Raw genomic sequence first — 24758 nt, 5'->3', positions numbered from 1 at the left:
CTCGCGTCGTCATGGTGACGCCTTTCCTTTCCGTTCCGTGGGCCCCAGGGTGGGTGGTGAAACCCGGGGCCCGTCATCCGGCAATGCGCGGGACCGGGGCGAAACCGGTCAGGACGAGGGAGAGTTCAGGACGAGGACAGGTCAGGGCGGCGAACCGGTCCGGCGCGTCCCGTCACCGGTCAGGTCGATTTCCGGCCGTCGAGCGTCTCTCGCAGGAGGTCCGCGTGCCCGGCGTGCTGGGCGGTCTCGGCGATGAGGTGCGTCAGCACCCGGCGCACGCTGCGCACCGCACCCGGCTCGTTCCAGGGCGTCTCCGGCAGCGGGTGCGTCGCCGACAGGTCCGGCAGGGAGGCGATGATCTCCGCACTGCGGGCGGCGACCTGCTCGTATCGCGCGATGATCCCGGCCAGCGTCTCGCCGGGCAGCATCCGGAAGTCGTTCTGGTGGTCGATCGCCCACTGCGGGTAATCGCGGGCGGTGCCGGCCGCGAGGTCGTCCCAGGTGACACCGTCGGGCAGGTCGTACCGCATCGCCGACGGGCCCTCGACCGCGAAGCGCATATTCGCCTCCTCCATGGACGTGACGTGCTTGATCAGCCCGCCCAGGCAGAGCGTGCCGGCCGTCGGACGCGCACCGGCCTGCTCGTCGCTGAGTCCGCTCGTCGTGCCGGTCAGGGCGCGTCGCGCGGTCGCGAGCCCGTCGAGCAGGTCGGCCCGCTCGGCGTCATGGGTCGGGGGGAGCGTGTTCGTGGTCATGGTCATCGGGCTCTTCCGGTCGTTGCTGTCGGTCGGCACGGATCAACACTCGCAAGGGAAGCGGTCAGGTCGTGTCCGCTTCCCCGGGCATCCTGGAGTCATGCTGAAGACCTCGGCCCGGCTGCTGTCCCTGCTCTCGCTGCTCCAGGCTCGCCGGGACTGGCCCGGGGCGCTCCTGGCCGATCGACTGGACGTCAGCCCACGGACCGTGCGCCGCGATGTGGGCCGCCTGCGCGAGCTCGGGTACCCCGTCGTGGCCGCCAAAGGGCCCGACGGCGGGTACCGGCTCGACGCGGGTGCGCGGCTGCCCCCGCTGCTCTTCGACGACGAGCAGGCCGTCGCCCTCGCCGTCGCGCTGCAGAGTGCCGTCACCACCGGTGCCGGCATCGAGGAGGCCGCGGCGCGCGCCCTGCACACCGTCCGGCAGGTCATGCCCGCCCGGTTGCGCCGCCGTATCGACACCCTCCAGGTCACCGCCGTCGAGCGTCCCGCGGTCCGGCCGGAGCCGCAGGTCGACAGCGGCGTGCTCATGACGCTCAGCGCAGTCGTCCACGCCCGCGAAGTGCTGCGCTTCGACTATCCCGCCACGTCCTGGCCGGAAGCCGCCGGTGACGAGCGCGCCGTGGTCCCACCGCGCAGGGTCGAGCCGCATCACCTCGTCACCTGGGGCGGGCGCTGGTACCTCGTCTCCTGGGACCTGGACCGCGAGGACTGGCGTACGTTCCGCGTGGACCGGATCACCCCGCGCACCCCGACGGGGCCCCGCTTCACCCCGCGCGAGCTGCCCGGCGGCGGTGACGTGGCCGCCTTCGTCGTCAGCAGGTTCAGGGGATCCGACGGCTCGGGCGACTGGCCCTGCCGCGGTGAGGTGATCCTCGGCCTGCCGGCCGCCGAGGTGTCCCGCCACACCGGCGAGGCGGTCGTCGAGGAGGTCGGCCCGGACCGCTGCCGCCTCGTCCTGAGCTCATGGTCATGGCCCGGCCTGGCCGCCGCCATCGGCAGGTACGACGCGGACATCGAGGTCGTCGGGCCGGCCGAGCTCAGGGACGCCTTCGCGCACCTGGCGCGCCGTTACGCCGACGCCGCGGCCGCCGCGCCGCCCCGGTCCGGCGAACCGGCCGCCCGCCGCGGCCCGTCGACGACAATGAAGCCGGCGGCCGTCCGGGAGTCGGCCGCCTCCGGCGAGCGGCCGCACCCCGCAGGGCCGCCGAGCTGACGCGGAACCGGGAGTGGGCGTATGGGCTGGCAGTGCACCGGGCTGAGCTGGCCCCACGACGGGCCCGTGCTGGGGTGGCGGCGGAGCGACGGGGCCGGGCGGGGGCGGGTGAGCGTCCTGGCGTACGGGAGGGAGCTCGGGTTCCGGGCGGAGGGCGAGCGGCGCTGTGTGGGGGCGCGGGGCAATCCGTGTCCCGTCCCGGCCGTGGTGCCGGTGCGGAGTACGGGGGCGCGCTGCCCGGAGTGTGCGCGGCTGGACCGGGCGCACTCGGTGGCCGCCGACACCGTCGCCGACGACCCACGGCCGTACCGGGTGTATCTCGCCTGGTTCGGGCCGGGCATGGTCAAGGTCGGGATCACCCGCGAGTCCCGGGAGTCGGCGCGGCTGCGGGAGCAGGGGGCCGTGGTGTTCACCTGGCTGGGGCGCGGGCCGTTGATGGCCGCGCGGCGTACGGAGGAGGTGCTGCGTTCGGCGCTCGGGGTGCCCGACCGGATCCCGTACGCACGCAAGCGCGCCGTGCGGGGCGAGCTGCCGGGGGTTGCCGGGCGTGCCGCCGAGGTCGAGGGACTGTACCGGCGCGCCGTGGCGCTGGAGGGGGCCGGGTGGCCCGAGACGCTGGAGCGGCTGCCGTTCGAGGCCGTCGACCATGGCGGGACGTTCGGGCTCGACGCGGCGGGTGTGACGGCGGGGGTGGTGACGGGGCTGGCGGACGGCGGTGCGGTGGGCGGGCGACTGGTGGCGGCGGCCGGGCCCGATCTGCATCTGGAGACCGCGGCCGACGGCGTCGTCGTGCTGGACACACGGCTGATCACCGGCTGGGATCTGGCGGGTGCCGACACGCGGGCCGCGCTGAGCGTGCCGGTCCTCGTCACCGGGGGCGCCGGGGTGCAGGACGGGCTCTTCTGAGATCGTCCCGGGAAGGCTCCGGGGAGGCGGGAGTCCCAGGGCGGGCAGGTCGGGAGACGGATGAGGCGGGTGGGGCGCGTGAGTGACGGCGACGGTGGCCGTGACGAGGTCGTGCGGTTCTGGCAGCGGCTCGGACTGCCGGGGATCATCGATGTCCATACGCACTTCATGCCGGAGCGGGTGCTCCGCAAGGTATGGGCCTACTTCGACTCGGCCGGACCGCTGACCGGCCTGGAGTGGCCGATCACCTACCGCCACGACGAGGACGGACGCCTCGCTCTGCTGCGCTCCTTCGGCGTCCTCCGCTTCACCTCGATGCTCTACCCGCACAAGGCCGGGATGGCGGCCTGGCTGAACGGCTGGGCGGCCGGCTTCGCGGCCCGCGTCCCGGACTGTCTGCACACGGCGACCTTCTTCCCGGAGGAGGGCGTGGAGGACTACGTGCGCGAGGCGGTCGAGTCGGGGGCCCGGGTCTTCAAGTCGCACCTCCAGGTCGGGGCCTACGACCCGAACGATCCCCTGCTGGAGCCCGTCTGGGGGCTGCTGGCGGAGGCCAGGGTCCCGGTGGTGATCCACTGCGGGTCCGGGCCCGCCCCCGGCGCGTACACCGGGCCGGAGCCGGTCGGGCGGCTGCTCTCCCGCCATCCACGGCTGCGGCTGGTGGTGGCACACATGGGAATGCCGGAGTACGCGGAATTCCTGGCACTGGCGGCGGCGTACCCCGAGGTGCGGCTCGACACGACGATGGCGTTCACGGACTTCACCGAGGACCTCACGCCGTTCCCGGTGGCGGGGCAGCGCGGACGGCTCGCGGACCTGGGTGACCGGATCCTGCTCGGTACGGACTTCCCGAACATCCCGTACCCGTACGCCCATCAGTTGCACGCCCTGGAGCGGCTGGGGCTGGGCGACGCGTGGCTGCGGGCCGTCTGCCACGGGAACGCGAGCGCGCTGTTCCGGTGAGCCGGGGGTGCACGCGCGCCCCGTTGCGCCGAGCACGGTCGTCTCCCGCGTTTCTCAGGTAATTCACAGGGAGGGGAAAGGCCTCTCTCACGGCGGTCCCACAGGCTGGGAGCCATGACGACGACCTCGCCCCAGGGGCGTACCGAACTGCTCAGGCCGGACCGCGGTCCCGTCCGCGTACTGGTCGTGGACGACGAGGCTCCGCTTGCCGAGCTGCTCTCCATGGCCCTGCGGTACGAGGGCTGGGACGTGCGCAGCGCGGGCGACGGGGCCGGTGCGGTGCGTACGGCCCGTGACTTCCGCCCCGACGCGGTGGTCCTCGACGTGATGCTGCCCGACATGGACGGGCTCGCCGTGCTCGGCCGGCTGCGGCGGGAGCTGTCCGACGTACCGGTGCTGTTCCTGACGGCGCGGGACTCGGTGGAGGACCGGATCGCCGGGCTCACGGCGGGCGGCGACGACTACGTCACCAAGCCGTTCAGCCTGGAGGAGGTCGTGGCGCGGCTGCGTGGGCTGATCCGCCGCTCGGGCACGGTCGCGGTACGCGGCGAGTCGACGCTCGTCGTCGGTGACCTGGTGCTGGACGAGGACAGCCACGAGGTGTGCCGGGGCGACGACTCGATCCACCTCACGGCGACCGAGTTCGAGCTGCTGCGCTTCCTGATGCGCAATCCGCGCCGGGTGCTCAGCAAGGCACAGATCCTGGACCGGGTGTGGAACTACGACTTCGGCGGCCAGGCGAACGTCGTCGAGCTGTACGTCTCGTACCTGCGCAAGAAGATCGACGCGGGGCGCACCCCGATGATCCACACCCGGCGCGGGGCGGGATACCTGATCAAGCCCGGTGAGTAGCCCGGCGACCGACCCGGGAGCGTGCCGGTGAGCAGGAAGCGCGAGAGGGCACGGCCGTGGACGCTACGGACCCGGCTCGTCGTGTACGCGGTGGCACTCATCGCCGTCGTCGCGGCCGTGATCGGTTCGGTCACCGCAATCGCCTTCCACAGCTACATGTACGGGAAACTGGACTCCCAGCTGACCGACATCGCGAGGCGGGCCGACGACCGGCCGCCCTCCGGCGGGGTGCCCGCTCCGGGCGGGCTGCAGAACGAGGATCCGCTCGGCTTCGTCGGCATGGGCGGTCAGCCCTTCGAGACGTTCGGTGCCGTCCTCGTGGACGGCTCCGTCACCGGTTCGCAGATCTCTCCGGAGCCGGTCAGCGGGCTCGACGCGCAGCGGAACGTGGAGCCGTTGACCACCGCGCAGGAGGGCGCCCTGGAGGCGGCCGGCGTACCCGCGGACGCCGCGGCGCACGACGTCGAGCTGCCCGGGCTCGGCGGATACCGCGTGCAGGCCGTCCCCAGGAGCGACGGTCCGACCGTCCTCGTCGGCATTCCCACCGCCGAGGTGAGCGGTGCCCTCACCACCCTGATCGTCGTCGAGGTCTGTGTCACCGGGGCCGGTCTCGTCGCCGCCGGAATCGCGGGCGCGGCGATGGTCGGTGTCGCCCTGCGCCCCCTGCGCAGGGTGGCCGCCACCGCGACCCGGGTCTCCGAACTCCCGCTGCACAGCGGCGAGGTCTCCCTGTTCGAACGGGTCCCCGACGCCGAGGCCGATCCGCGTACCGAGGTCGGCCAGGTCGGTGCGGCGCTCAACCGGATGCTGGGCCACGTCGGTTCGGCCCTGGAGGCGCGCCAGAAGAGCGAGACGCGGGTACGGCAGTTCGTCGCGGACGCGAGCCATGAGCTGCGGACCCCGCTCGCCTCGATCCGCGGGTACGCCGAACTGACCCGGCGCGGCCGGGAGGAGGCCGGTCCGGACACCCGGCACGCGCTGGGGCGGATCGAGTCCGAGGCGGAACGGATGACGGGCATGGTCGAGGACCTCCTGCTCCTGGCCCGGCTCGACGCCGGACGGCCGCTCTCGTACGAGAGCACCGATCTGTCACCGCTCGTCATCGACGCGGTGAGCGACGTACGGGTCGCTGGGCGCACGGCGGACGCGGCGGGGGCCGGGCCCACGCACCACTGGCGGCTGGAGCTGCCCGAGGTGCCCGCCGCCGTGCGGGCCGACCCGACGAGGATCCAGCAGGTGCTGGTCAACCTGCTGGCCAACGCCCGCACGCACACCCCGCCCGGGACCACCGTCACCGTCCGGGTGCGGGAGGCGCGCGGGGACCTGCCGTGGGTGACCCTGGAGGTCCAGGACGACGGGCCCGGGATCCCCGCCGCGTTGGTGCCGCACGTCTTCGAACGGTTTGCGCGCGGGGACGCCTCGCGCTCCCGGCACGCCGGGTCGACGGGGCTGGGCCTCGCCATCGTGCAGGCCGTCGTGGCCGCGCACGGCGGGCTGGCCGAGGTGCGCTCGGTGCCGGGGAGGACGGTGTTCGCCGTCCGTCTCCCCGCGGACCCGGTGTACGAGGGCGGCGGGGGTCCCGGGGACCTTCCCGGGACCCCCGCGGGCCGCCCCTCCCGCCCCTCCGCGCCCGCCCTCCCGGCGCACTCACAGCCGGACCACAGGCGCAGCACACGGGCGTGACAGCGCGGTTGGCGAGTGTCGTCGTCATGCGAACCGACACCCCTTGGAGCACCTTGCCGGCCCGGGAACACCTCCTGGCCGCAGCGGTCGACGCGGCCGGTGCTCCCGTACTCGACGTGGTCGTCCCCGTCCACAACGAGGAGAAGGACCTCGAAACCTGTGTGCTGCGCCTGCACGACCATCTGGCGCGGACCTTCCCGTACCCCTTCCGCATCACGGTCGCGGACAACGCGAGCACCGACCGCACGCCCCGGGTGGCGGCGCGGCTCGCGGCCGTGATCCCGCAGGTGCGGTCGTTCCGGCTGGAGGAGAAGGGCCGGGGGCGTGCGCTGCGCACCGTCTGGTCCCGCTCCGACTCCCCGGTCCTCGCCTACATGGACGTGGACCTCTCGACCGACCTCAACGCCCTCCTGCCGCTGGTCGCCCCGCTGATCTCCGGTCACTCCGACCTGGCCATCGGCTCGCGCCTCGCCCGCAGTTCGCGTGTGGTGCGCGGCTCGAAGCGGGAGTTCATCTCGCGTGCCTACAACCTCATCCTGCGCTCCTCGCTGGCCGCCCGGTTCAGCGACGCCCAGTGCGGGTTCAAGGCGATACGGCGCGAGGTCGCGCAGCGGCTGCTGCCGATGGTCGAGGACACCGGCTGGTTCTTCGACACCGAGATGCTGGTGCTCGCCGAGCGGGCCGGGCTGCGCATCCACGAGGTGCCGGTCGACTGGGTCGACGACCCGGACTCCACCGTGCACATCGTGCGGACGGCGACCGAGGACCTGAAGGGCGTCTGGCGGGTGGGCAGGGCGCTGGCCACCGGCGCCCTGCCGCTGGACCGGCTGGCCCGGCCCTTCGGGGACGATCCCCGCGACCGGGCCGTGCCCGGGGTGCCGCACGGACTCGCCCGGCAGCTGGTCGGCTTCTGCGTGGTGGGCGTGCTCTCCACACTGGTCTACCTCGCCCTGTACTCCCTCTTCCGCCTGGGTGCCGGACCGCAGACCGCCAACGGCGCCGCTCTCCTGGTCTCCGCCGTCGCCAACACGGCCGCCAACCGCAGGTTCACCTTCGGCGTACGCGGCACGGGCGGAGCCGTACGCCACCAGGCGCAGGGGCTCGTCGTCCTCGCCATCGGACTCGCGCTCACCAGCGGTTCGCTCGCCGCGCTCGGCGCGGCTTCCGGATCGCCCTCGCACGGCACGGAGCTCGCCGTGCTGGTCGCGGCCAACCTCGCGGCGACGGTGCTGCGGTTTCTGCTCTTCCGCGCCTGGGTGTTCCCGGACCGGCGCGCCGACCACCAGGACGCCCGCAAGGGTTCCGCACACGAACTGAGGAACGTCCGATGACCGCCACCACCCGTCCCGACCACCTCCCGGCCCCGCCGGCCGGGGCTGCCGAAGGGCGGGGACACGGCCGCCCGAGGACGCCGCCGCTGCGCCGCACCTGGCAGGGCAGGCCCGAGGACCCGCGCTGGGCGCGGCCCGCCTTCCTCGGCATGCTGCTGGTGATCGCGCTCGCGTACTTCTGGAACCTCGGCGCCTCCGGATACGCCAACTCCTTCTACTCCGCGGCCGTGCAGGCCGGCAGCCAGAACTGGAAGGCGTTCTTCTTCGGCTCGCTGGACTCCGCGAACGCCATCACCGTCGACAAGCCCCCGGCCGCCCTCTGGCCGATGGCCCTGTCGGTCCGGGTCCTCGGCCTGAACTCCTGGGCGATCCTCGCCCCGCAGGTGCTGATGGGCGTCGCCACGGCCGGGGTCCTGTACGCCGGTGTACGCCGCCGCTTCAGCGCCGCGGCCGGGCTGATCACCATGGCCGTGTTCGCGCTGACGCCCGTCGCCGCGCTGATGTTCCGGTTCAACAACCCCGACGCGCTGCTCGCCCTGCTCATGACCGTGACCGTCTACTGCGTGCTGCGTGCCATGGAGGCAGGCCGGACGAAGTGGCTGGTGTGGGCGGGCGTCGCGGTGGGCCTCGCGTTCCTGTCGAAGACCTTGCAGGCGTTCCTGGTCCTGCCGCCGCTGGCCGTGCTGTACACGGTGTTCGCACCCGTGCCCGTACGGAAGCGGTTCGGTCAGCTCGGACTGTCGGCCCTCGCGACGGTCGTCGCCGGCGGATGGTGGGTGGCGATCGTCGAGCTGTGGCCCGCGGCCTCGCGCCCCTACGTCGGCGGCTCGCAGAACAACTCCTTCCTGGAACTCACCCTCGGCTACAACGGACTCGGCCGGATCAACGGCGAGGAGACCGGCAGCGTCGGCGGCGGAGGGGGCCAGGGCGGCGGCTGGGGCGACACCGGCATCGGCCGGATGTTCGACTCCGAGATCGGCGGCCAGATCTCCTGGCTGCTGCCTGCCGCGCTGCTCCTGCTGGTCGCGGGCGTCCGGCTGACCTGGCGGGCGAAGCGGACGGACACGGCCCGTGCGGCCTTCCTCGCCTGGGGCGGCTCGCTGCTGATGACGGCCTTCGTCTTCAGCTTCATGGCAGGGATCTTCCACCAGTACTACACCGTCGCCCTGGCGCCCCACATCGCGGCGCTGGTCGGCATGGGCGCCACGATCCTGTGGGAGGAGCGGGCCAGGTGGTGGGCGGGCGCCGCGCTCGGCGGAACCGTCGCGGTGACGGCCGTCTGGGCGTACGTCCTGCTGGGGCGCACTCCCGACTCCTACCCCTGGCTGCGCTGGGCCGTCCTGACCTGCGGCGTCGTGGGCGCGGTGGGGCTGCTGCCCGCCGCACGGACGGGGCGCGCCCTCGCCCTCGCCGCGGGGGCCATGGGGCTCGCCGCGTCGCTGGCCGGGCCGGCCGCGTACACGGTCAGCACGCTGAACACCGGGCACCAGGGCTCGATCGTCACCGCCGGACCGGCGGGGGCGAGCACGGGTGGCGGCCCCGGGGGCGGGGACCGTGGCGGTCCCGGTGGCGGCACGCCGCCCGGTCAGGGCACGCAGCAGGGCGCCCGGGCTCCGGGCAACGCCCAGGGCGGCGGCTTCCCGGGCGGCGGCCGGCCCGGCCGGGGCCAGGGGCAGGCGGGCCAGGCCCCCGGCGGCCGGCCGGGCGGCGTGCCCGGCGCCGCCACGGGCGAAGGCGGCCCGGGCGGCGGCATGGGCGGTCTGCTCAACGGCGCGTCCGTCGCCGCCGAGGCCAAGGAGCTCCTGGAGCGGGACGCCGACGACTACACCTGGTCGGCGGCGGCCATCGGCTCGCAGAACGCCGCGAGTTACCAGCTCGCCACCGGTGACCCGGTGATGGCGATCGGCGGCTTCAACGGCAGCGACCCGTCCCCGACTCTCGCCCGGTTCAAGAAGTACGTCGCCGACGGGAAGATCCACTACTTCGTCCCGGGCGGCATGGGCGGCGGTATGGGCGGCGCGGGCACCTCGTCCCAGATCTCGGCCTGGGTGGAGGAGAACTTCGAGGAGGTCACCGCGGGCGGCGCGACCTTCTACGACCTCACCCGGCCCGGGGGCGACAGCGCGGGCTGACGCCGTAGTTCGAGATCGGCGACAACCGGGCGGTGGTCCGAGGCGAGCGTCTCGGCCACCGCCACGTCGCGTACCCGCACGGCGCCCTCGCCGGCCTTCGACACCGCCACGAAGTCGATCCGTTTCACCGGATCCAGGGCGGGGAAGGTCGGCGCCCCCGGATCGGCGTCCGTCAGCTCCGCCCACAACGGGGCCAGTTCGGGTGCCCCCGGTTCCGCGTTGAAGTCGCCCAGCAGGATCTTCCGGCCGCGGTCCTCGCCCATGATCCGCAGGGTGTCGGCGACCTGAGCGACCCGCACGGCCGGATCCGGCCGGTAGTCCAGATGCGTCACGTACACGTGCACGGGCAGCCCCCGCACCCGCAGCACCACCTCGGCGAAGCCCGGCGCCGGCGCCGGCACGGGGTCGGGGTCCTGGGTCGAGAGCCGCGTGATCTCGTGGTTCTCCGCGCTCACGACCGGGAACCGGGACAGGACCGCCACCCCGAACTCGCGCCGGGGCTCCCCCGGCACCACCGGGTCGAGGCTGTAGACCGGCGCGAACGACACCCGCATCCCCAGCCGTTCGGCCAGCTCACCCGCGAGATCGCGCCACTCGCTGCGCGCACCCCAGTGGACGTCCACCTCCTGAAGGCCGATCACATCGGCGTCCAGCGCTCGCAGATCGGCCGTCTGGCGGTCCAGGTCGAACACGCCGTCCGCGCCCGCCCCGGCATGGATGTTGTACGTCACGACGCGGAGCGGCACCGTGCGCCCCCGGTCGGTGGCCCCCGCGGGCGGCGCGAGCGCCGTCACCGCCAGACCCGCGGCGATCAGAACGCCCACCGTACGACGACGCAGTGACATGCCACTCCACTCATCCGTTGCTGAACGGCTCACAAGCGACCGGGGTGCCGACGTCCGGAGGGCTACCCGCGCCGGCACCGTACGCAAACGAGTGGTACGGCGTACAGGGCTGCCATACGGTGTATGGCAAATTCCCTTACACCGTATGAGTGCACCGGAACCAGGAGCCCGCATGACGGCGACCGCAGCCGAACAGAACGACCGCGCCCCCCGGGGCGGCCATCCGCAGCGCTGGCTGATCCTCGGTGTCATCTGCCTCGCCCAGCTCACCGTGCTGCTCGACAACACCGTTCTGAACGTCGCGATCCCGTCCCTCACCACGGAGTTGCACGCCTCCACCGCCGACGTGCAGTGGATGATCAACGCCTACTCGCTCGTGCAGTCGGGTCTGCTGCTCACCGCGGGAAGCGCCTCCGACCGCTACGGCCGCCGGAAGATGCTGGTCGCGGGCCTCGTGCTGTTCGGGATCGGCTCACTGGCGGCCGGGCTCGCGCAGTCCTCCGGGCAGCTGATCGCCGCCCGCGCCGGGATGGGCGTCGGCGGCGCGCTGCTGATCACCACCACCCTCGCCGTCGTGGTCCAGATCTTCGACGACACCGAGCGCGTCAAGGCCATCGGCATCTGGTCCACCGTCAACTCCCTCGGATTCGCCGTCGGTCCCCTCGTCGGCGGCGTCGTGCTCGACCACTTCTGGTGGGGCGCGATCTTCCTCATCAACATCCCCGTGGCACTGATCGGTGTGATCGCCGTCGTCCGGCTCGTCCCCGAGTCCAGGAACCGCCGGGGAGACCGCCCGGACCTGTTCGGGGCGCTGCTCTCCACCATCGGCATGGCCGCCCTCGTGTACGCGATCATCTCCGGCCCGGAACACGGCTGGAGCTCCGGCCGGGTCCTGCTGACCGCCTTCACCGCGATCGCCGTCCTCACCGGGTTCGTCCTGTGGGAGCTCCACATCCCGTATCCGATGCTGGACATGCACTTCTTCCGTGACCAGAAGTTCATCGGCGCCGTCGCGGGCGCGATCCTGGTCGCCTTCGGGATGGGCGGCTCGCTCTTCCTGCTCACCCAGCACCTGCAGTTCGTGCTCGGGTACGGGCCGCTGGAGGCCGGTCTGCGCACGGCACCGCTCGCGCTCACCGTGGTCGCCCTCAACCTCACGGGCCTCGGCGCCCGCCTCGTCCCGAGGACGGGCACGCCCGCCACCATCGCCCTCGGGATGAGCCTGCTGGCCGCCGGGCTCGGTGCCGTCGCGCTGCTCGGCCGCGAGGGATACGGCGGCATGCTGCTCGGCCTGGTCGTCATGGGGGCCGGTATCGCACTCGCCATGCCCGCCATGGCCAACGCGATCATGAGCGCGATCCCGCCGGAGAAGGCGGGCGTCGGTGCGGGGATCAACGGCACGCTCGCCGAGTTCGGCAACGGGCTCGGGGTCGCCGTGCTGGGAGCCGTGCTCAACTCACGGTTCGCCGCGCTCGTACCTGCGGCCGTCGGGGCCGCCTCGCTGCCCGTCGCGCTCGCCGCGGCGGACGGCGAGGAGGAGCGGCAGCGCGTCACGGACGCGTTCGCCTCCGGGCTGGAGGCCAGCCAGCTGGTCGGCGCGGGGGCGGTCCTGGCGGGAGGCCTGCTCGCCGCCGTACTGCTGCGGAGGGCGGAGCGTACCGACGCGGCGGCGGCCGAGCGGGACTCCGCTCCGGCGGAATCCTCCTGAGCGGCGGGCATAGCATCGGACGGGGTGCCGTACGCAGGGGTGTCATCCGCTCCGTACGGCCTCCGTGGGAACGGACCCGCCGGACGCGTCCGTACCGTCGGCAGGACGAGGAGAGTGCGCCATGGGGTCCGCGGCTGACCGGGTGAAGAACGCTGCGCGGGTCAGTGTGTGGCTGGACCGGCGTACACCCTCGCGCACCCGCAGGGCCGACCACCCGGCGCTCGACCGGGACAGGATCACCGCGGCCACGGTGCGGCTGCTGGACGCCGAGGGTCACGCGAAGTTCTCCATGCGCCGACTCGCGGCCGAGCTCGACGTCACGGCGATGTCCCTCTACTGGTACGTCGACACCAAGGACGACCTGCTGGAACTGGCCCTGGACACGGCCTTCGCGGAGATCCCGGCCTCGCGGGAGGACGCCGACTGGCGCGACCGGCTCCGCGAACTGGCCACCAGCTACCGGGAGATGCTGGTCCGGCACCCCTGGGCCTCCGCCTTCGCCGGGCGCTTCCTGAACATCGGCCCGCACTCCATGCTGTTCTCGTACGCCGTCCAGGACGTCGTCCGGGCCACCGGACTGCCCCTGGAGCACCGGACGGGCGCCATCTCGGCCGTGTTCCAGTTCGTCTACGGGTTCGGCACGATCGAGGGGCACTTCGTGCAGCGCTCGGCCGAGGCCGGACTGAGCCAGGACGCCTACTACCAGCGGGCGATGGGCACGATCCGCTCCCATCCGGAACACCAGCAGATCGTGCGCACCTCGGAGGCCCTCATGAAGGCGCGCGGCGGGGGGACCGTCGAGGAGATGCGCGAGCGGGACTTCGCGTTCGCGCTGGACCTCCTGATCGCCGGCATCGAAGCGATGCGCGCACGAGCGGCCCACCGGCCGTAGCCCGCGCGCCGTCGTCAGTAGCCGCGCCCGGTGTCCACGGCCAGCGCGGGCACCCGCCCTCCGGTGACCGCCTCCCAGCAGGCCTCGAAGTCCGTGACGACGTCCTCGTCGGCCGTGATGCCGGCGGAGTGCGACGTGAGCACCGTGCGCGGCAGCCGCCAGACACGGTCGTCGGCCGCCGGAGGCTCCTCGGGCAGCACGTCGAGGACGGCCCGCCGTACGGTCCCGGAGCGCAGGGCCGTCTCCAGCGCCGCCATGTCCACGCACGCGCCGCGACCCACGCTGAGGAAGGAGGCGCCCCGCATCGCGGTGAACCGGGGGCCGTCGAAGAACCCTGCCGTGGCGGCGGTCAGCGGAAGCGTGGACACCACCCACCGGGCACCGGCCAGCGCAGCCGACTCCTCGTCACCGCCGGCCCGTACCACCCGGTCGAAGCCCGGTGGCACGTCACGAGGAGTGCGGCAGACACCCACCGTGTGCAGGGAGCAGGCCCGCAGCAGGGCCGCGACGGCGGAGCCGATGCGTCCGGTGCCATGGACGACGACGGTCTGCCCGGCGGCGAGCGTGGACGGGAGGCGGTGCCACTGTGCGCGGGCGTGCTGCGCGGTGTGCTCCGGGACGGACTGGCATTCGGCGAGGACCCAGGCCAGCACGTACTGGGCGATGCGCTCACCCATCCGGCCCACGGTCCGGGTCAGCAGGGCGCCCCGCGGCCACGGTCCGGCGGCGAGCACCGCGTCCGTACCGGCGTTGACGCTGTGGAACCACACCAGCCGGCGGCTCCGCAGCGCGCCGGGCAGCGTGTCCCCGACGTACAGGAAGGGGCCGTCCGGCGCGCTGTCGGACACGTGTTCCACCGGACGTCCCGTGATCCGCTCCAGGGCGCGGGCCATGGGTCCGTCGACCTGGGGGGCGGCCAGCAGCCGGGCCCGCGCGAGCACCTCGTGGGGCACCATGCGGACGGTCAGCCGTCGGCGGCCGTGCGGGCGGGGAAGCCTCCGGTGGCGACCGGACCCCAGCGCTCCGGGGTGATCCGGATGATGGACTTGCCCTGCTTGACCATGGCCTCCCGGTACTCGTCCCAGTCAGGGTGCTCGCCGGAGATGTTCCGGAAGTACTCGACGAGCGGCTCGACCGAGTCCGGTGCGTCGATCACCTCGGCCGAACCGTCGATCTGGACCCATGGGCCGTTCCAGTCGTCGGACAGGACGATCACGCTCACCCGCTCGTCCCGCTTGGCGTTACGGGTCTTGGCCCGTTCGGGGTAGGTCGAGACGACGATCCGTCCCGCGTCGTCGACACCGCAGGTGAGCGGGGACCCCTGCGGGCGGCCGTCGGACCGGGTGGTCAGCAGGATCGCCCGGTGCCTGGGCCGCACGAAGTCCAGCAGTTCCCCGAGCTCCACCGTGGTGTTGGTCGCGATGTGTGCCATGCGGCCAACCCTATGCCTCGGCGTAATCCCCCTGCACGGCCTGGATGTCGAGCTCCACGCGCAGCGTCGTGCCGATCGCGGCGATGCCTGCCTGCACCACCTGGTTGTAGTGCATGGCGAAATCGGCGCGGCGCAGCTCCGTGGTGGCGTGGAAGGCCGCCCGCACCCCGCCCCACGGGTCCGGTCCGGTGCCCAGGTAGCTGAGGTCCAGGTCGACGTCCCGGGAGACGCCGTGCATCATCAGCACGCCGTGCACGGTCCAGCGGTCGGGCCCGGCGGGGACCAGCGCCCGGGAGCGGTAGGTGATCTCCGGGAAGCGTTCGACGTCCAGGAAGTCGGCCGAGCGCAGGTGCTTGTCCCGCATGCCGTTGCCGGTGTCGATGCTGGCCGGGGTGATGAAGGCCTCCACCCGGGAGCGCTGGACGTCCTGAGCGATCTCGATCCGGCCGCCGAACTCGGTGAACCGGCCGTGCACGCTGGAGATCCCCAGGTGCTGCGCGACCGCGGCCACCGAGGAGTGCACCGGGTCCAGCGACCAGGTGCCCGGAGGCGGCAGTTGCACACCGCCCTGCCGGGCCAGCACCACGGTGCCTGCCTCGATCCGGCCGCTCGCCGTGACGAGCGCGGTGGAGGCGGAGGGGGCGTACCCGACCGCCGTGACGATCACCGTGTACGCGCCGGCCGGCAGGAGATCGCCGGTGCGTACGGCGCCGTTCTCGTCGGCGGAGGCCCGCAGCATCTGCGTGCCCGTCATATCGGTCACGGTCACGACGGCGTGCTGGACCGCCCAGCCGTCCCGCGTGCGTACGTGTGCGCGAAGTCCCATCCGTGTTCTCTCCTTGCTCCATCACCCGGTGGCGCAGTGACCCGATGAGTCGGGCCCCGGGCGGGAACGGCAGGCCGTCCCCTGCCTGCCGTCCCCACGCGGGGCCCATTTCCGCCGACGGGCACAGCCTCTCCGCTCGGAGCGCTGTTCCGCCAGGGGTCTTTGTGGATCTTCCGTGTGTCTACACGCCCGGGTGGGCGAGTTCGATGTCATGGCCGTCGACTCCGGCACCCGACACGGTCAGTGAGCCTGCCACCGGCGGATAGCCGGTCGCGACGACCGCGTACTCGCCCGCGTCCAGGTCGGTGAAGGCGTACACGCCGTCCTCCCCCGTCGTCGACGTGGCGACCACGTTGCCGGCCGCGTCGATCAGCGTGACGCGGGCCTCGGCCAGCGGGGCCCGGCCGGAGCCGGCCCGGACGACGCCCTTCACCAGCGCACCGGACTCCAGAGCCGCGTCGACCCGGGTGACACCCTGGCCGCCGATCTCCACCGGCAGGGCCAGCGGACGGTAGCCGGCGGCCGTCACGGCGACGGTCACCGCGCCGGGGACGAGCTCACCGAAGCTGAACTCGCCCGTGGCCCCGGAGGCACCGGTGGCGAGTACGTCGCCGCGCACATCGGTCACGACGACCGTCGCGCCCTCGACCGGGCTGCCGCCCCCGGCGGTCCGCACGGTCCCCGCGAGACCGCTCGTACCGGCGAGCAGGATGTCGTACGCCAGCGGCTCCTCGCCGACGACCACGGTGGACGCCTGCGGCTGGAAGCCGTCCGCGGAGGCGATCAGGACGTATGAGCCGGAGCCCGGCGCGTCCAGTACGTAGCCGCCGTCGGCCCGGGCGACGGAGCGCCCCAGCTGTCGGCCGCCGAGCGAGATCAGCGTGACGGCGGCCCGGGCGAGGGGCGCGCCCTCGGCGCCGCGCACCACACCGCGTACGGGCGTGCCGGTACCGGGGGCGTCCGCGGCCTCGGGGGCGCCGGCCGAGGTGACCCCGGCCGTGTTCCCGGCCACGGGTGCGGCGGTGCCCGCGGCAGCCTCGGTGATCTCCGGGGCGGGTGCCTCGGCGGTGGCCCTGTCACTGCCGGCGTTCGTCTTCAGGGCGACCTCCTTGATGAAGATCGTCACGATGAAGGCGACGAGCGCGGCCGGTGCGGCGTAGAGGAAGACGTCGGCGACACCGTGGCCGTAGGCGGCCTCCACGACGGTGCGGAACGGAGCGGGGAGCTTGTCCAGGTCCGGGATGCCCCCGCCGCCGGTACCGCCGTGGCCGAACGCGGCGCCTTCGGGGCCCAGGTCGGCGAGGCCGTCCTCGACGTAGTGGGTGACGCGGTTGGCCATGACGGCGCCCAGGGCCGAGACGCCGATGGCACCACCGAGCGAACGGAAGAAGGTGACGACGGAGCTGGCCGCGCCGAGGTCGGCGGGAGCGACCTGGTTCTGCGTGGCCAGGACCAGGTTCTGCATCATCATGCCGATCCCGAGCCCCATCACGAACATGAAGACCGCGATGTGCCAGTACTCGGTGTCGTAGCGGATGGTGCCCAGCATTCCGAGACCCGCCGTGACCAGGAAGCCACCGCTGACGAGCCAGGCCTTCCAGCGGCCGGTCCTGGTGATGACCTGGCCGGAGACGGTCGAGGAGAGGAACAGACCCGTGATCATCGGGATCGTCATGACGCCCGACATCGTGGGCGACTTGTCGCGCGCCAGCTGGAAGTACTGGCTGAAGAAGACGGTGCCCGCGAACATCGCGACGCCGACGAACAGCGAGGCGACCGAGGCCAGGGTGATGGTGCGGTTCCGGAACAGGCGCAGCGGGATGATCGGCTCACTGGCCCTGGACTCGATGAGCAGGAAGAGCGCGATGAGGACGACGGTGCCGCCCAGCATCGTGCAGGTCTGCCACGAGAGCCAGTCGTACTTGTCGCCCGCGAAGGTCACCCAGAGCAGCAGCAGCGAGACGGCGGCGCTGATGAAGAACGCGCCCCACCAGTCGACCTTGACCTGGCGCTTGACGACCGGGAGCTTCAGGGTCTTCTGGAGCACGACCAGGGCGATGACCGCGAAGGGCACACCCACGTAGAAGCACCAACGCCAGCCCATCCAGCTGGTGTCGGTGATGACACCGCCGAGGAGCGGGCCGCCCACGGTGGCGACGGCGAAGACCGCGCCGAGGTAGCCGCTGTAGCGCCCGCGCTCGCGCGGGGAGATCATCGCGGCCATCACGATCTGGGCGAGGGCGGAGAGACCGCCGACGCCGACGCCCTGCACGACCCGGCAGGCGATGAGCATGCCGCTGCTGGTCGACAGACCGGCCACGACCGAGCCGAGCACGTAGATGATCAGGGCTATCTGGACCAGCAGCTTCTTGCTGAACAGGTCCGAGAGCTTGCCCCACAGGGGAGTGGTGGCGGTCATGGCCAGCAGCGAGGCCGTGACGACCCAGGTGTAGGCGCTCTGGCCGCCGCCGAGGTCGGAAATGATCTCCGGCAGGGCGTTGGAGACGACCGTCGACGAGAGGATCGCGACGAACATGCCGAGCAGCAGCCCGGCCAGCGCTTCCATGATCTGCCGGTGTGTCATCGGCGTGCCGTCGGGGGCTTCGGACGCCCCGTGCTTGGCGTGGCCGCCCCGCACACCGGTCGGTGTGGTCGTAGCCATGGAGTTCCTTGTCTTTGCTTCTGTTACTCGGGTGTACGGGTGTACGAGTCGTCGGAGTGCCCGGCGCGGTGGTCGCCGTCGAGCTTTCCGGGGGCGCATCCACCGGAGCCGCGGCAGGAGAAGCTGTCGCGCAGCCGGGACAGCAACGTGCTGAGCTGTCCGACTTCCTCGTCGGACCAGTCGATGAGGTTGTGGGCGAACATCTCGGTGGTCCGCCGGGTCAGGTCGTGGAGCAGTTCGTCGCCCGCGGGGGTCACTCGCAGGATGCGGGACCGCTTGTCCGCCGGGTCCGGGAACCTCTCGATCCAGCCGTTCTCCACCGCGTGTGCCACATGACGGCTGGTCACCGACATGTCCACGGCCAGGAGCTCGGCAAGCCGGGTGATCCGCATCTCGCCGTACTTGGCCAGCAGTGTCAGCACCGTGGCCGAACCCCCGGGGCACGCGGCGGGCAGGACGCGGGCGAGGCCCCTTCTGACGGCTCCGACGGCGCTGAGCTGCCGGGCCAGTTCTTCGTACTGGCTCCGTGCGGCCACCGGACCTCCAGGCTCATTTCCGGGTCATCTTGTTGCTTAGGGCAACGATAGAAGCCGTTGGTTGCTACAGGCAAACGAAATGCGCCTTGCAGAAGTAAAGGAAGCCAAAAGCCTCCGTAGGCTCCCGGTCAAGCGTGCAGCGCACGGGGGGTGACCTGCGCCGTATGTGTTCCCGGGCACAGGCAGGGGCGCGTGGGGCGGGGCGCATGGAGACGGCGCGGAGGGCTTCCGCGGACGGGTGAGGAGCCCGGGGACGCCTCGGACGGACATCGCCCGCCGCGGACCCGGGGGTTGGGCCGTTCCGCCGAGTTCGCTAGGGTCCGGGCCATGGCACACAACCCCCACGCCCCTCAGCCGGGCCCCGAGGGCACTCACGACCCGGCCGGCAGCACGCAGATGTTCCGCGCGTTCGTCGACGACGGCGAGCCGCAGCGCAGGCAGCAGCCGGCCGCGACCTCGTCCGGACCGAAGACCGGGGTGATCGTGGCCGTCGTCGCGGTCATCGTCGTCCTCGGCGCGGTCGCCTGGCTCGCGCTCGGCTGACCCAGGTCACGTCCCCGTCACTCCCACTCCTACGGCGGTCACGCCCCGGGCCCGCGCGTCAGCGGCCCCGGAACCCGCCAGGCGTCCGTCCGCGCGGCGCACGCCGTCCTCCGCAGCCGCTCCGCACCGGTTTCCGGCGTGGAGCGGCTGCGTGGGCTCCAGAGGCCCCCGGCCACGACTGCGTCCGGGCCTGCCGACGTGGGTCCGCCGCGCACGGCGCGGCCGCCGGGCGGTGACCGACGTGCCCGGCGGCCGGTGGAGCCGTGCGGCCGGCCGCCGCCACCCCCGGCCGGCGTGGGGAGGTCATCGGCGGCCTCGGCCGCGTCAGTCGGCGATGAGCCCTTCCCTGAGCTGGGTGAGTGTGCGCGTCAGCAGCCGTGAGACGTGCATCTGGGAGATGCCGACCTCCTCGCCGATCTGCGACTGGGTCATGTTCGCGAAGAAGCGCAGCATGATGATCTGACGCTCGCGCGGGGCGAGCCTGGCCAGCAGCGGCTTCAGGGACTCGCGGTACTCGACGCCTTCCAGTGCCGCGTCCTCGTACCCCAGGCGGTCCGCCAGCGAGCCCTCGCCGCCGTCGTCCTCGGGGGACGGGGAGTCCAGCGAGGAAGCCGTGTAGGCGTTGCCGACGGCCAGGCCGTCGACCACGTCCTCCTCGGAGACCCCGAGCGCCTTGGCCAGCTCCGGCACGGTCGGTGACCGGTCGAGCTTCTGGGCGAGCTCGTCGCTCGTCCGGGTGAGGGCCAGCCGCAGCTCCTGCAGCCGGCGAGGCACCCGTACCGACCACGAGGTGTCGCGGAAGAAGCGCTTGATCTCCCCGACGACGGTCGGCATCGCGAACGTGGGGAATTCCACGCCCCGTTCGCAGTCGAAGCGGTCGATCGCCTTGATCAGGCCGATCGTCCCGACCTGGACGATGTCCTCCATCGGTTCGTTACGGCTCCGGAACCGCGCCGCCGCGTACCGCACGAGCGGGAGGTTGAGCTCGATGAGTGTGTCCCGCACGTAGGCCCGCTCGGGGCTGTCCGTTCCGTCGGGGCCCGGTGCGGGACCCAGCGCGGCGAGCCGCAGGAACAGGGAGCGGGACAGCGTGCGGGTGTCGATGACTTCCGACGAGCTGGTGAGCATGGCAGGTGCTGGTGCGCTCTTCGTGAGCGTGAGCACCTTCGAGCTGCCCTGTTCTGCGGACATGCCACCCCCTTGAGGTCGCGGACGGTCGCGGTGGCCACGACCATCGGAGGAACGCAGCCTCCACCTGAATACCGGAGGTAGGGCTGCGGCAAACGCGGTTCCAGCAGAATGTCACATGTCGGCAACACGCTGTAGTGACATGTCGACAAGTAAGCATCGGAACCGTGCAGGAAACAGGGGGTGTGCGGCTTTTACGCCTCCGGAACCTGTCTGTACGGGGTCTACCCGTTCCGGTTACGCCTCGATCCTGTTTGCGGATCGCAGACGGGCGAAACTTCTGGCCAGCAGCCTTGACACGTGCATCTGGGAGACGCCCAGTTCGGCACTGATCTGGGACTGCGTCAGGTTGTTGTAGTAGCGCAGCAGCAGGATCCGCTGCTCGCGCTCGGGCAGCTGGACGAGCAGGTGCCGTACGAGGTCGCGGTGTTCGACCCCGGCCAGGGCCGGGTCCTCGTAGCCGAGCCGGTCCAGGAGTCCGGGGAGCCCGTCGCCCTCCTGGGCCGCCTCCAGGGAGGTGGCGTGGTACGAGCGGCCCGCCTCGATGCAGGCGAGGACCTCGTCCTCGGAGATCCTCAGCCGCTCGGCGATCTCGCCGGTGGTCGGTGAGCGCCCGTGAGCGGTCGTCAGATCCTCGGTGGCACCGGTGACCTGGACCCAGAGTTCGTGCAGCCTCCGAGGCACGTGCACGGTCCGTACGTTGTCCCGGAAGTAACGCTTGATCTCGCCGACCACGGTGGGCATGGCGAAGGTCGGGAACTGGACGCCGCGCTCCGGGTCGAAGCGGTCGATGGCGTTGATCAGGCCGATGGTGCCGACCTGGACGACGTCCTCCATCGGCTCGTTGCGGCTGCGGAAACGGGCCGCGGCGTACCGCACGAGAGGCAGGTTCGCCTCGATGAGGGCGGTGCGCACCCTGTGGTGTTCCGGAGTGCCCGGTTCGAGGCCCTTGAGCCGCCCGAACAGCACCTGGGTGAGCGCCCTGGTGTCCGCGCCCCGGGTCCTGGCGGGCGTGGCGGGGTCGGGGGTCTCGGTCTGGATGTCGTCGGTCTGGACGTTCTGGGGCGGGACTTGAGGCGCTGTACTGGCCGGCACGGTGTCGCCACCCCTTTGCGGTCAACTACGGTCAACTCATCCGTCAAAAGCGGTCATAGCATCACAAGACATGTCCACTATGTGCAAGCACCGTATAGGGTCGTGTTGAGCGCAATTCGGTTTAAACATGCTGTTGAGCACCCTCTCCTGAACGGGAGGGGCCGAGGGGGCCGGAGTGCCGGAACGCGTCAGAAGGGGTAGTCGGCAATCACCCAAGTGGCGAACGCGCGCCACCGGTCGGCCGCGGCCTGGTGAGCCGGGTGCTCGATGTAGCGCTTCAGGGAGTCCTCGTCCGCGACCGCCGAGTTGATGGCGAAGTCGTATGCGATCGGCCGGTCGGTGATGTTCCAGGCACACTCCCAGAACTCCAGCTCGGGAATCCTCCCGCCGAGCCCCCGGAAGGCCTCCACCCCTGCGACGACCCGCGGGTCGTCCCGTTCGACACCGTCGTTCAGCTTGAACAGGACCAGGTGGCGGATCATGGGGGCTCTCCTACTTCACGAGTTCGGACATGAAGTCTCCGACGCCCTGGGCGGCGCTCGAAATGCCTTCGAACGCCACTTGGACGAGATCGGCGGCCCGGGCGGGGGACGTGATGATCGTGTACAGCACGAAGACCACAACCAAGTAGAGCGCGATCTTCTTCGCTTGCACCACAGCCTCGCCCTTCCCTTTCGATCACCTGTGCAGTCGGGTGATTCTAGCCGCACGTATGGCCGTATCCGGGGGCTGTTTTCGATCACTGATGTGGCTTTTAGGGACCAAGGGCCCATCGATCCGGGCCCTTTGCCCCCGGGTGCGGCTTCTGTCGAGGAGGAGGATGGGAGGCGAGCCCGCGGATGTGGCAGAAATGCGCGGGCCGAGGGACAGGGCCTCTCCAAGGTCCGCGCCGCGGGACTTCCCCCCTGACGGCGGCGAGGACCCCTGGTCCCGTTCTCACCGGGGGGAGCGGCTCGTCCCCCCGATGCCGCTTCCCCCGACCTCGGCCACTTCTACGCGGGTGACGGCGGGTTCCACCGGATACGCCTCTCGTTCAGCGTCCTGTCGCCCGAGCGGAATCGGCACCGAACGGCAGGCCGCGCTCGTCACCGACCGCGTCCGACCGGGCCGGGACCTGTCCGGCACGGCTCGGGGCGGGGGCGGACGTCCCTGAGGCGTGCGCCCGGGCCCCCGGCGGCGGGGCCGGGTGACGGAGCCTCGGGCCGACGCCCATGGAGAGCCTTCGCACCCAGGCGCGGTAACAGCACCGCCGACGGCCGCAGCGAACCGTTCGGAGCCGGCACGGACCAGCGGTCCGGCGCCGTCGAAGGGTGCGGGGCAAGAGGTGTGGCGCACGGGCGAACGAAAACCGCCTCTGACCTGTCTTCACAGGTCAGAGGCGGCTTTGCTGGCGGTAGCGGAGGGATTTGAACCCTCGGTGAGTTTCCCCACACTCGCTTTCGAGGCGAGCTCCTTCGGCCGCTCGGACACGCTACCGAGAGAGAGCTTAGACCATTCCGGGCCCAGGTTCGAAATCCGTTTCCCGACGGCCGGCCCCTGCCCGCCCGGAGGCGTTCAGAGCTCGCGGAAGAACGCCGTCAGCTGGGCCGCACAGGCGTCCTCCAGGACACCGTGGATCACCTCGGGGCGATGGTTGAGCCTACGGTCCCGTACGACGTCCCAGAGCGAGCCCGCGGCGCCGGCCTTCTCGTCCCGTGCCCCGTAGACCACCCGGCCGATCCGGGACTGCACGAGAGCGCCCGCGCACATCGTGCAGGGCTCCAGGGTGACCACGAGTGTGCAGCCGGTCAGCCGCCAGGCGCCGAGCGCGGCGGCGGCGCGGCGCAGGGCGAGCACCTCCGCGTGCGCCGTCGGGTCGCCGGTCGCCTCGCGCTCGTTGTGGGCGGCCGCGAGCAGGGCGCCGTCCGGGCCGAGGACGACGGCGCCGACCGGCACATCGCCGGCCGACGCCGCCTGCGCGGCCTCGTCCAGGGCGTGCCGCATGGGTGCCCGCCACGGGTCCCGTACGGGATCGGGGAAGGGCGGTGAGGAGGGTGGGGGTGGTGGTGCGTTCACCCGCGGACCCTAACGGACGGACTCCAGGACCTCGGCCGCGCCCAGCGCGTCCGCGATCTCCACCAGCGCGTCGGTGCGCAGGGTCAGCAACTCCTTCTCGGACAGCCCGAGGTCGGCGAGGATCCCGAGTTCGCCGAGCGGCCCCGCCGGTACGGCGTCGGGGTCGTGGTCCAGGTCGAGGTCGGTCACAGCGGGAGCGGCCCGGCCGTCGGCGCCGCCCTCGTCGTCGCCGTCCTCCGTACCGTCGAGGTCGACGAGCTCCTCCAGTGCGGCGATCTCGTCCCCGGCCCCTGGTTCGCGGCCGAGCAGTTCGTCGGTGAGCAGGATCTCCCCGTACGAGGAGCGGGCGGCGGCGGACGCGTCCGAGACGTAGATTCGGGGGTCCTCCTCACCGTCCACCCGGATGACGCCGAACCAGGCGTCCTCCTGCTCGATGTAGACCAGGACGGTGTCCTCGTCCGTCGAGGCCTCACGGGCCAGATCCGTCAGGTCGGACAGGGTTTCCACATCGTCGAGCTCTGTATCGCTCGCTTCCCACCCGTCTTCGGTGCGCGCGAGCAGTGCGGCGAAGTACACCGTGACTCTCCCACTGGTCATAGGTGAATCGGTCCGACGGGAGGGCAGCCGGTGATCCGGCTGCTCTGGGCCCCGCCCAATCGGCATCGTGGCAGAAACGAGCGCGATGCGAGACCTCTTCGGCCGTTGCGTCGGCCATCAGTTCCCCGAGCGCCTTCTCGCCGGTGCTTCCGCCGCGCTCGTGCGGGGCCGGTCCGGCGGTCCCGGAGGGCGCGGTCACCAGCGGAATGTGCGCATCCGCATCTGTTGGCGCATACGGGCCGCGCGGGCGCGTCGTGGCTGGACCCGGTCACGGAGCTGCTTCGCCTCGTGGAGCTCGCGGAGGAACTGCGCCCGGCGTCTCCGGCGCGCCGCGTCACTCTCCTGCGCGTCCGGCGCGTTCTCCCGCGCGTCGGGCAGGTCGCGCGCGTCGCGTGCGGCCTGCCGCTGGTTCCGCTGTTCCCCGTCGGGCAATCGACACACCACCCCAAGCCTGGGTCCGTATGCCACCACCTTCCCTCCGAACAGGCGGTTGATGCCAGCGCAGGCCGGCGGGAACCCTGCCTGGGGCCCGGCTACTGTG

Annotated in this window: 24 protein-coding genes and 1 tRNA gene; 10 read left to right on the top strand and 15 right to left on the bottom strand. The window is 72.1% G+C overall.

Translation table 11 applies throughout. The features are described from left to right. Window positions 1-179 precede the first annotated feature (179 nt). Window positions 180-755, bottom strand: a complete 576-nt coding sequence (locus AB0F38_RS25575) for a DinB family protein (RefSeq protein WP_361897768.1) — start codon at window positions 753-755, stop codon at window positions 180-182. Between the two features lie 100 nt (window positions 756-855). On the opposite strand from AB0F38_RS25575, the gene AB0F38_RS25570 reads away from it, so the two are divergent. The 7 genes from AB0F38_RS25570 to AB0F38_RS25540 all read left to right on the top strand — a co-directional run bounded on the left by AB0F38_RS25570 (window position 856) and on the right by AB0F38_RS25540 (window position 9838). Then, window positions 856-1971 (top strand): WYL domain-containing protein, encoded by a 1116-nt coding sequence (locus AB0F38_RS25570; protein WP_361897764.1) that lies wholly within the window; start codon window positions 856-858, stop codon window positions 1969-1971. A 21-nt stretch (window positions 1972-1992) separates the two neighbouring features. After that, on the top strand, window positions 1993-2877 hold the full coding sequence (locus AB0F38_RS25565; RefSeq protein WP_361897761.1) for a DUF2797 domain-containing protein: 885 nt from the start codon (window positions 1993-1995) through the stop codon (window positions 2875-2877). 60 nt (window positions 2878-2937) lie between these two features. Next, window positions 2938-3840 carry an amidohydrolase family protein gene (locus tag AB0F38_RS25560; protein ID WP_361897758.1) on the top strand — a complete coding sequence of 301 codons (903 nt, stop codon included), beginning with the start codon at window positions 2938-2940 and terminating at the stop codon, window positions 3838-3840. A gap of 114 nt (window positions 3841-3954) precedes the next feature. Continuing rightward, entirely contained in the window at window positions 3955-4692 is a 738-nt protein-coding gene (locus AB0F38_RS25555) for a response regulator transcription factor (RefSeq protein WP_361897755.1), read from the top strand. Between the two features lie 27 nt (window positions 4693-4719). After that, a complete protein-coding gene (locus tag AB0F38_RS25550) occupies window positions 4720-6375 on the top strand; it encodes a HAMP domain-containing sensor histidine kinase (RefSeq protein ID WP_361897753.1) in 1656 nt (551 codons plus the stop codon). Between the two features lie 26 nt (window positions 6376-6401). Continuing rightward, window positions 6402-7706, top strand: a complete 1305-nt coding sequence (locus AB0F38_RS25545; RefSeq protein ID WP_361897751.1) for a bifunctional glycosyltransferase family 2/GtrA family protein — start codon at window positions 6402-6404, stop codon at window positions 7704-7706. Next, the gene (locus AB0F38_RS25540; protein WP_361897748.1) at window positions 7703-9838 is read left to right on the top strand and encodes a glycosyltransferase family 39 protein; all 2136 of its coding nucleotides are present in this window, start codon (window positions 7703-7705) and stop codon (window positions 9836-9838) included. The genes AB0F38_RS25545 and AB0F38_RS25540 overlap by 4 nt, the downstream gene beginning before the upstream one ends. Here AB0F38_RS25540 and AB0F38_RS25535 read toward each other — a convergent pair. Beyond that, window positions 9799-10683, bottom strand: a complete 885-nt coding sequence (locus AB0F38_RS25535; protein ID WP_361897746.1) for an endonuclease/exonuclease/phosphatase family protein — start codon at window positions 10681-10683, stop codon at window positions 9799-9801. The two genes, AB0F38_RS25540 and AB0F38_RS25535, sit on opposite strands and share 40 nt — an antisense overlap. Before the next feature lie 172 nt (window positions 10684-10855). Between AB0F38_RS25535 and AB0F38_RS25530 the strand changes: the two genes are divergently transcribed. Next, complete coding sequence (locus tag AB0F38_RS25530; RefSeq protein ID WP_361897743.1) at window positions 10856-12391, top strand: MFS transporter; 1536 nt, start codon at window positions 10856-10858, stop codon at window positions 12389-12391. A 121-nt stretch (window positions 12392-12512) separates the two neighbouring features. After that, window positions 12513-13283: a TetR/AcrR family transcriptional regulator gene (locus AB0F38_RS25525; protein ID WP_361897740.1), complete on the top strand. Its 771-nt coding sequence runs from the start codon at window positions 12513-12515 to the stop codon at window positions 13281-13283. A 14-nt stretch (window positions 13284-13297) separates the two neighbouring features. Here the strand turns inward: AB0F38_RS25525 and AB0F38_RS25520 are convergent, their stop codons facing one another. The 5 genes from AB0F38_RS25520 to AB0F38_RS25500 form a co-directional block, all read right to left on the bottom strand. After that, the gene (locus tag AB0F38_RS25520) at window positions 13298-14239 is read right to left on the bottom strand and encodes an NAD(P)-dependent oxidoreductase (RefSeq protein ID WP_361897737.1); all 942 of its coding nucleotides are present in this window, start codon (window positions 14237-14239) and stop codon (window positions 13298-13300) included. Between the two features lie 8 nt (window positions 14240-14247). Continuing rightward, window positions 14248-14715 carry a PPOX class F420-dependent oxidoreductase gene (locus AB0F38_RS25515; RefSeq protein WP_361897734.1) on the bottom strand — a complete coding sequence of 156 codons (468 nt, stop codon included), beginning with the start codon at window positions 14713-14715 and terminating at the stop codon, window positions 14248-14250. Between the two features lie 10 nt (window positions 14716-14725). Next, window positions 14726-15541: a YceI family protein gene (locus AB0F38_RS25510; protein WP_361897731.1), complete on the bottom strand. Its 816-nt coding sequence runs from the start codon at window positions 15539-15541 to the stop codon at window positions 14726-14728. A 181-nt stretch (window positions 15542-15722) separates the two neighbouring features. Further along, complete coding sequence (locus AB0F38_RS25505) at window positions 15723-18203, bottom strand: DHA2 family efflux MFS transporter permease subunit (protein WP_361897728.1); 2481 nt, start codon at window positions 18201-18203, stop codon at window positions 15723-15725. 23 nt (window positions 18204-18226) lie between these two features. Next, a complete protein-coding gene (locus tag AB0F38_RS25500) occupies window positions 18227-18739 on the bottom strand; it encodes a MarR family winged helix-turn-helix transcriptional regulator (RefSeq protein WP_361897725.1) in 513 nt (170 codons plus the stop codon). A 327-nt stretch (window positions 18740-19066) separates the two neighbouring features. On the opposite strand from AB0F38_RS25500, the gene AB0F38_RS25495 reads away from it, so the two are divergent. Continuing rightward, the gene (locus tag AB0F38_RS25495) at window positions 19067-19282 is read left to right on the top strand and encodes a hypothetical protein (RefSeq protein WP_361897722.1); all 216 of its coding nucleotides are present in this window, start codon (window positions 19067-19069) and stop codon (window positions 19280-19282) included. Window positions 19283-19606: 324 nt separating this feature from the next. On the opposite strand, the gene AB0F38_RS25490 is transcribed toward AB0F38_RS25495, so the two are convergent. The 8 genes from AB0F38_RS25490 to AB0F38_RS25455 form a co-directional block, all read right to left on the bottom strand. After that, window positions 19607-20473, bottom strand: a complete 867-nt coding sequence (locus AB0F38_RS25490) for an RNA polymerase sigma factor SigF (RefSeq protein ID WP_361897719.1) — start codon at window positions 20471-20473, stop codon at window positions 19607-19609. A 234-nt stretch (window positions 20474-20707) separates the two neighbouring features. Further along, window positions 20708-21565, bottom strand: a complete 858-nt coding sequence (locus tag AB0F38_RS25485; protein WP_361897716.1) for an RNA polymerase sigma factor SigF — start codon at window positions 21563-21565, stop codon at window positions 20708-20710. A gap of 188 nt (window positions 21566-21753) precedes the next feature. Next, a complete protein-coding gene (locus tag AB0F38_RS25480) occupies window positions 21754-22047 on the bottom strand; it encodes a Dabb family protein (protein WP_361897714.1) in 294 nt (97 codons plus the stop codon). Between the two features lie 10 nt (window positions 22048-22057). Continuing rightward, window positions 22058-22219, bottom strand: a complete 162-nt coding sequence (locus AB0F38_RS25475; protein ID WP_361897993.1) for a hypothetical protein — start codon at window positions 22217-22219, stop codon at window positions 22058-22060. Window positions 22220-22953: 734 nt separating this feature from the next. Then, window positions 22954-23041: transfer RNA gene (locus tag AB0F38_RS25470), tRNA-Ser, on the bottom strand. A 78-nt stretch (window positions 23042-23119) separates the two neighbouring features. Next, window positions 23120-23548, bottom strand: a complete 429-nt coding sequence (tadA, locus tag AB0F38_RS25465; RefSeq protein WP_361897981.1) for a tRNA adenosine(34) deaminase TadA — start codon at window positions 23546-23548, stop codon at window positions 23120-23122. An 81-nt stretch (window positions 23549-23629) separates the two neighbouring features. Then, the gene (locus AB0F38_RS25460; protein WP_361897978.1) at window positions 23630-24196 is read right to left on the bottom strand and encodes a hypothetical protein; all 567 of its coding nucleotides are present in this window, start codon (window positions 24194-24196) and stop codon (window positions 23630-23632) included. Window positions 24197-24412: 216 nt separating this feature from the next. Next, window positions 24413-24649, bottom strand: a complete 237-nt coding sequence (locus AB0F38_RS25455) for a hypothetical protein (protein WP_361897711.1) — start codon at window positions 24647-24649, stop codon at window positions 24413-24415. Between the last annotated feature and the right edge of the window lie 109 nt (window positions 24650-24758).

It is taken from the genome of Streptomyces sp. NPDC025273 (genome assembly GCF_040638585.1).
GTDB lineage: Bacteria > Actinomycetota > Actinomycetes > Streptomycetales > Streptomycetaceae > Streptomyces > Streptomyces cinereorectus.
The sequence above is the reverse complement of the archived record's forward strand: the minus strand, read 5'-3'. Positions and strand labels throughout refer to the sequence as shown.

What these genes read in the sequence shown, in the direction of transcription:
- AB0F38_RS25560 (WP_361897758.1), top strand. Translation starts at nt 2,938, where the DNA reads ATGAGGCGGGTGGGGCGCGTGAGTGACGGCGACGGTGGCCGTGACGAG.
- AB0F38_RS25570 (WP_361897764.1), top strand. Translation starts at nt 856, where the DNA reads ATGCTGAAGACCTCGGCCCGGCTGCTGTCCCTGCTCTCGCTGCTCCAG.
- AB0F38_RS25510 (WP_361897731.1), bottom strand. Translation starts at nt 15,541, where the DNA reads ATGGGACTTCGCGCACACGTACGCACGCGGGACGGCTGGGCGGTCCAG.
- AB0F38_RS25555 (WP_361897755.1), top strand. Translation starts at nt 3,955, where the DNA reads ATGACGACGACCTCGCCCCAGGGGCGTACCGAACTGCTCAGGCCGGAC.
- AB0F38_RS25540 (WP_361897748.1), top strand. Translation starts at nt 7,703, where the DNA reads ATGACCGCCACCACCCGTCCCGACCACCTCCCGGCCCCGCCGGCCGGG.
- AB0F38_RS25530 (WP_361897743.1), top strand. Translation starts at nt 10,856, where the DNA reads ATGACGGCGACCGCAGCCGAACAGAACGACCGCGCCCCCCGGGGCGGC.
- AB0F38_RS25520 (WP_361897737.1), bottom strand. Translation starts at nt 14,239, where the DNA reads ATGGTGCCCCACGAGGTGCTCGCGCGGGCCCGGCTGCTGGCCGCCCCC.
- AB0F38_RS25535 (WP_361897746.1), bottom strand. Translation starts at nt 10,683, where the DNA reads ATGTCACTGCGTCGTCGTACGGTGGGCGTTCTGATCGCCGCGGGTCTG.
- AB0F38_RS25505 (WP_361897728.1), bottom strand. Translation starts at nt 18,203, where the DNA reads ATGGCTACGACCACACCGACCGGTGTGCGGGGCGGCCACGCCAAGCAC.
- AB0F38_RS25545 (WP_361897751.1), top strand. Translation starts at nt 6,402, where the DNA reads ATGCGAACCGACACCCCTTGGAGCACCTTGCCGGCCCGGGAACACCTC.
- AB0F38_RS25565 (WP_361897761.1), top strand. Translation starts at nt 1,993, where the DNA reads ATGGGCTGGCAGTGCACCGGGCTGAGCTGGCCCCACGACGGGCCCGTG.
- tadA (WP_361897981.1), bottom strand. Translation starts at nt 23,548, where the DNA reads ATGCGGCACGCCCTGGACGAGGCCGCGCAGGCGGCGTCGGCCGGCGAT.
- AB0F38_RS25490 (WP_361897719.1), bottom strand. Translation starts at nt 20,473, where the DNA reads ATGTCCGCAGAACAGGGCAGCTCGAAGGTGCTCACGCTCACGAAGAGC.
- AB0F38_RS25525 (WP_361897740.1), top strand. Translation starts at nt 12,513, where the DNA reads ATGGGGTCCGCGGCTGACCGGGTGAAGAACGCTGCGCGGGTCAGTGTG.
- AB0F38_RS25575 (WP_361897768.1), bottom strand. Translation starts at nt 755, where the DNA reads ATGACCACGAACACGCTCCCCCCGACCCATGACGCCGAGCGGGCCGAC.
- AB0F38_RS25495 (WP_361897722.1), top strand. Translation starts at nt 19,067, where the DNA reads ATGGCACACAACCCCCACGCCCCTCAGCCGGGCCCCGAGGGCACTCAC.
- AB0F38_RS25515 (WP_361897734.1), bottom strand. Translation starts at nt 14,715, where the DNA reads ATGGCACACATCGCGACCAACACCACGGTGGAGCTCGGGGAACTGCTG.
- AB0F38_RS25480 (WP_361897714.1), bottom strand. Translation starts at nt 22,047, where the DNA reads ATGATCCGCCACCTGGTCCTGTTCAAGCTGAACGACGGTGTCGAACGG.